The following is a 3,939-nucleotide window of genomic DNA, read 5'->3' as shown; positions in this document are numbered from 1 at the left end:
CGTCCGGCCGCAAGCCGCCGCTCCTCAAGCTGCTGCGCCGTCCAGTGCTTTGGCTGCCACGCCATGGACGCCACCCCTCCATGACGTAACCGGTAGCCCCTTACCCGACTTCCCTGAAGGGGGTTAGACCGCCCTGGTGTGTCGCTCGGCACGGCCCCCGTCCATGCGCTGAGGGGTAAAGAACAGGACGCCGCCCCAGGTGGTCGGACGTGCGGGCCCTGTTCGTCCCCGGCTCGACCTCCCTGGCCGCTGGGGCACTTCTTCAGCTCGTTGGCCTGGTGCGGGGAGGTTGCTCTCCGCCGCCCTCGGGCTGCACTGGCGGCTCCGGCTCCGGTGGGGGAGCTTGCCCACGCCGCTTCTTGGGACGGGACTGCTTCGCCTTCTTCCGGGAAGCTGGCTCCGCCTTCTCTTCGGCCTGAGCCCACGGATGGAGCACCACGTCCTGCGCGTCTCCTTCGTCCTTGTCCGGAGTGACGTCGTTGTGTGGGGCCCATAGGTGCTGTGGGTCTTCTTCCCCGCGAAGCACCCGCTCGACCTGGTGCAGTCGGAGTTCCGCCAGCACGAGGATGGCGGTGATGGAAACGGGCGCTTGTAGTTCCTGCTCCCGACTGTTCAACGCGTGCGTGGCAAGTGCATCCGCGATGAATCGAGCCCCTTCGACGGCACACCGCACCTCGGCCAGTTCTGCGGACAGGCTGATGGCCTTGGTCATCGTGCAGATCCCTCCTGGGGTGAGTGGCGTGGCCGCACCTCGACGATGCAGCCACCTCAAAGGGCAAGAGGAGCCCTGCTAGAGTCACAGCAGGACTCCTCCTGGGCACTACTACCCGTGACTCACCCGCTGCCGAAGGTGCTCGGCCATCGCCAATAGGACGGCAGCCGCTACCCTCCGGGTGAGTGTCGAGGCCAGCAGCTTCCTCACGGCGCTCAGCACGGCGTTCACCCCCTTTCCGCCCGACTGATTACGCCTCGCCCGCACCCTGACAGATACGGGGACGAAGCCTCCACTCGGGTCCTTATTCCACCGAGGCAAGGAGATTTTCTTGTTTGGGATGCTCAATGGAAGGGATGCGAGAAGTAACCTTTGCTCTTGACCGCGTGTTTTTGTGGTAGAATTCCGCCTCTAGTCCAGGCCGCCGTAGATGCACACCATCGGCAATGGGGGGACCATGTCTCGACACAGCTCGCCTGCGTTCTCCTGGATGGTGGGTGCGTACGGACCCGAGGCCCTGAGTGTCTTAGGGCTCTTCGAAACAAAAAGCTTGAGCCGGCCGTTCGACTTCCGCGTGGACTTCTTCACCCGAGACGGCGAGTCGCTGATGGTGGCTGACTTGGTAGGTAAGGACGTGCTGGTGACGCTGTCGGTTCGCGACGGCCTCTCGCGGTTCGTTCATGGGCAGGTGCGCGCGATTGAGTCGCTGGGCCTGAAAACGGGCTGCCAACGCTACCGGGCACACGTGGCTCCCAAGCTGTGGCGGCTGACGCAGGTGCACCGCAGCCGCATCTGCCAGGGCAAGAGCGAGCCCGACATCCTTCTACTGGAACAGGCTGTTGGGCGTGGAGCGGACAGCCGCAGGCCTGTTCCCGAACCCTGTATGATTCCGTCCCTCGCCCTGGAGGTCGCCAGTGGCCGACAACTCCAAGCACGTTGACGAGAAGAAGCTCAAGGAACTGCACGAGTCGCAGGGCCGGAAGTCCTGCTTCTGGAAGCATCCCTACGGGAAGTCGAAGGAGAGCGAGCTCCTCATCAGCGCCAGCGAGTACGACTCGCACGTGTGCCACTACGGGATGAACAGCTTCCTGGCCGCTCGCGGCCGGGAGGACATCCACAACACCCGTCACGGCAAGACGAACCGGGAGCGGGCCTTCGACAAGGGATACCTCGAGAAGGACGCGAACAACGCGGTGACGGTGAACAGTGGCACGGACTACTTCCTCACCGACATTGGCCTGAAAGCCGGGAAGAAGCGAGAGCCCACCTTCCAGGCCCGCTTCGAGGCCAAGTACAACAAGTCACTCTTCTGGCTGGCGCTCAACGAGAAGGGCTGGGACGTTAAGTTCCGCATCGCTCCCGAGGACGCGGCGAAGAACACGACGGACATCTACCGGCGCCACCAGCAGAAGGACGCGCAGGGCAACAAGCAGCAGGTCTATGTCCTCAGCGACCTCTCCCGGCTGGCGCGTGGGGGCTCGGCGAAGCTTGGCGGGAAGGGACCGGAGAACTTCGCCATCCTCATGAGTCAGGCTCACCGGGGGCTGGGAGGCTGGTACCCCTATGACCACGAGCACCACCACCTCATCTCCGCGGACGCCTTCGAGAAGTTCATCATGTCGGCGCCTTCCTCGGCGGGCTGGACGTACATGCAGCGCGCGGCGGTGGTGATGCAGGCGGGCTGGAACCTCCACAATGCCGACAACATGCTGCTGCTGCCGAGCGAGACCTTCGCGGCGGACGTCCTGGACCTGCCCGCGCACTGCCCATGGGAATCCCCGGATCACCCCGAATATACCCGGGACCTGAATGGGTTGTTGGCACCCGTGCAGAAGAAGGTGGACGAGGCACTCCTGAAGACGAAGGATGACCCGGAGCACAAGATCACCGAGGCCATGGCCCAGGAGATCCGGAGTCTCCTCATGCGGGCTTCGCGGAAAGCGAAGAACATGATTCTGGAGAAGGGCTCGGCCATGAGCCTGAAATGAGCGGGCCTCGCCTCCGGGCACCGCAGCGCACTCGATATGGATTTCTGTCCTGCCTATGAGCCACGAATACCTGACTGTCTACCGCAGCCGGGATCCCCGCACCGTCTTCATCAGTGACATCGGCGCACACATTTCGGAGCACTGGGACCTGGATAGAGGCATCCCCCTGAGGGGGAGGATCTCCGAGGCCACCCACCTCAACCTCGATCCCGAGCAGGGTGATTTGCTGTGCGACTTCATCTCCAATCCTGAGCAGGCACTCATCGTTTCGGAGCGGGCCCGCGCGTTGCTGGAGGCGGAAGGCACTCTGAGCGAGGAGGTCGTGGAGTACCTGCCCTTCACCTTGCTGGACAAGCGCGGCAAGCCCACCCGGACGCGCTACTTCTTCGCCAACCTCCTGCGGAAGGTCGACTGCATGGATACCGCCGCCTCGGAGTTCACGCCCGCCGCCACGGGAGGAATTCTCGCGGTCGATAAGGTCTATCTGCGTCAGGAGCACATCCCCGCGGATGTGAAGCTCTTCCGCCTGGGAGAGTTCCCCCAGCTTCACGTCATCCGCTCGGACCTCCTGCAGCGCATCCGTGAGGCGGGCCTCACCGGGCTGGAGGTGCTCGCCCAGGGCAAGGAGATTTTCTGAGCTGGAATGGACTATCATCCGGGAACGTCCAGGCCAGAAAGGGGGCTGTATGGCCAATACGGTCGGGGTGAACAAGATGTCGGTGGTCACCAAGGACAGCAATGGAACCACGGTAGCCATGCCGGATGTGTGCAAGACGCCGAGTCCAGCCGGGCCCGTCCCCATTCCCTATCCCAACATCGCGAAGTCCTCGGACACTGCCAAGGGCACCAAGAAGGTGACGGTCGAGGGCAACCCCCTGTGTGTGAAGGACTCCAACTTCAGCACCAGCACGGGGGACGAGGCTGGCACCGCAGGAGGCGGGGTGGCCTCGAGCAAGACGAAGGGCAAGGCGGAGTTCGTCAACTACTCCTTCGACGTGAAGGTGGAGGGGAAGAACGTGGCCCGGGCGTTCGACCTCATGCTCCACAACGACAAGAACACCCCGCCCTTTCCCCTCATGCAGCCGCCCCTGATGGCCATGGGCAAGGACGCAGGGAAACCGGTCTGTCTGCTGTGCGACCACGAGTACGAGGGCTGAGGCATGAGCGCGAGCAAGGCAAGACCCCAGCCAGGACACCCCGTATCCGCCCCGGAGCCGCGCCAGCCCATCCATGGCAGCA

Annotated in this window: 5 protein-coding genes; 4 read left to right on the top strand and 1 reads right to left on the bottom strand. The window is 63.7% G+C overall.

From position 1 onward, the window contains the following. Positions 1-262: 262 nt before the first annotated feature. Complete coding sequence (locus tag D7X12_RS42665; RefSeq protein ID WP_147443962.1) at positions 263-712, bottom strand: hypothetical protein; 450 nt, start codon at positions 710-712, stop codon at positions 263-265. 430 nt (positions 713-1,142) lie between these two features. Between D7X12_RS42665 and D7X12_RS40025 the strand changes: the two genes are divergently transcribed. The 4 genes from D7X12_RS40025 to D7X12_RS40010 are packed head-to-tail and all read left to right on the top strand — an operon-like array spanning position 1,143 to position 3,857. After that, the gene (locus D7X12_RS40025; protein WP_120630386.1) at positions 1,143-1,652 is read left to right on the top strand and encodes a contractile injection system protein, VgrG/Pvc8 family; all 510 of its coding nucleotides are present in this window, start codon (positions 1,143-1,145) and stop codon (positions 1,650-1,652) included. Next, on the top strand, positions 1,627-2,700 hold the full coding sequence (locus D7X12_RS40020; RefSeq protein WP_120630385.1) for an AHH domain-containing protein: 1,074 nt from the start codon (positions 1,627-1,629) through the stop codon (positions 2,698-2,700). Before D7X12_RS40025 ends, D7X12_RS40020 begins: the two co-directional genes overlap by 26 nt. 55 nt (positions 2,701-2,755) lie before the next feature. Beyond that, positions 2,756-3,337, top strand: coding sequence for an imm11 family protein (locus tag D7X12_RS40015; RefSeq protein WP_120630384.1), 582 nt, complete (start codon positions 2,756-2,758; stop codon positions 3,335-3,337). A 49-nt stretch (positions 3,338-3,386) separates the two neighbouring features. After that, entirely contained in the window at positions 3,387-3,857 is a 471-nt protein-coding gene (locus tag D7X12_RS40010; RefSeq protein ID WP_120630383.1) for a DUF4150 domain-containing protein, read from the top strand. Positions 3,858-3,939 lie beyond the last annotated feature (82 nt).

This window comes from Corallococcus sicarius, from assembly GCF_003611735.1.
Lineage (GTDB): Bacteria > Myxococcota > Myxococcia > Myxococcales > Myxococcaceae > Corallococcus > Corallococcus sicarius.
This window is presented reverse-complemented; position numbering and strand designations above follow the sequence as displayed.

Coding starts and splice junctions, on each gene's coding strand:
- D7X12_RS42665 (WP_147443962.1), bottom strand. CDS start 712: ATGACCAAGGCCATCAGCCTGTCCGCAGAACTGGCCGAGGTGCGGTGT.
- D7X12_RS40025 (WP_120630386.1), top strand. CDS start 1,143: ATGCACACCATCGGCAATGGGGGGACCATGTCTCGACACAGCTCGCCT.
- D7X12_RS40015 (WP_120630384.1), top strand. CDS start 2,756: ATGAGCCACGAATACCTGACTGTCTACCGCAGCCGGGATCCCCGCACC.
- D7X12_RS40010 (WP_120630383.1), top strand. CDS start 3,387: ATGGCCAATACGGTCGGGGTGAACAAGATGTCGGTGGTCACCAAGGAC.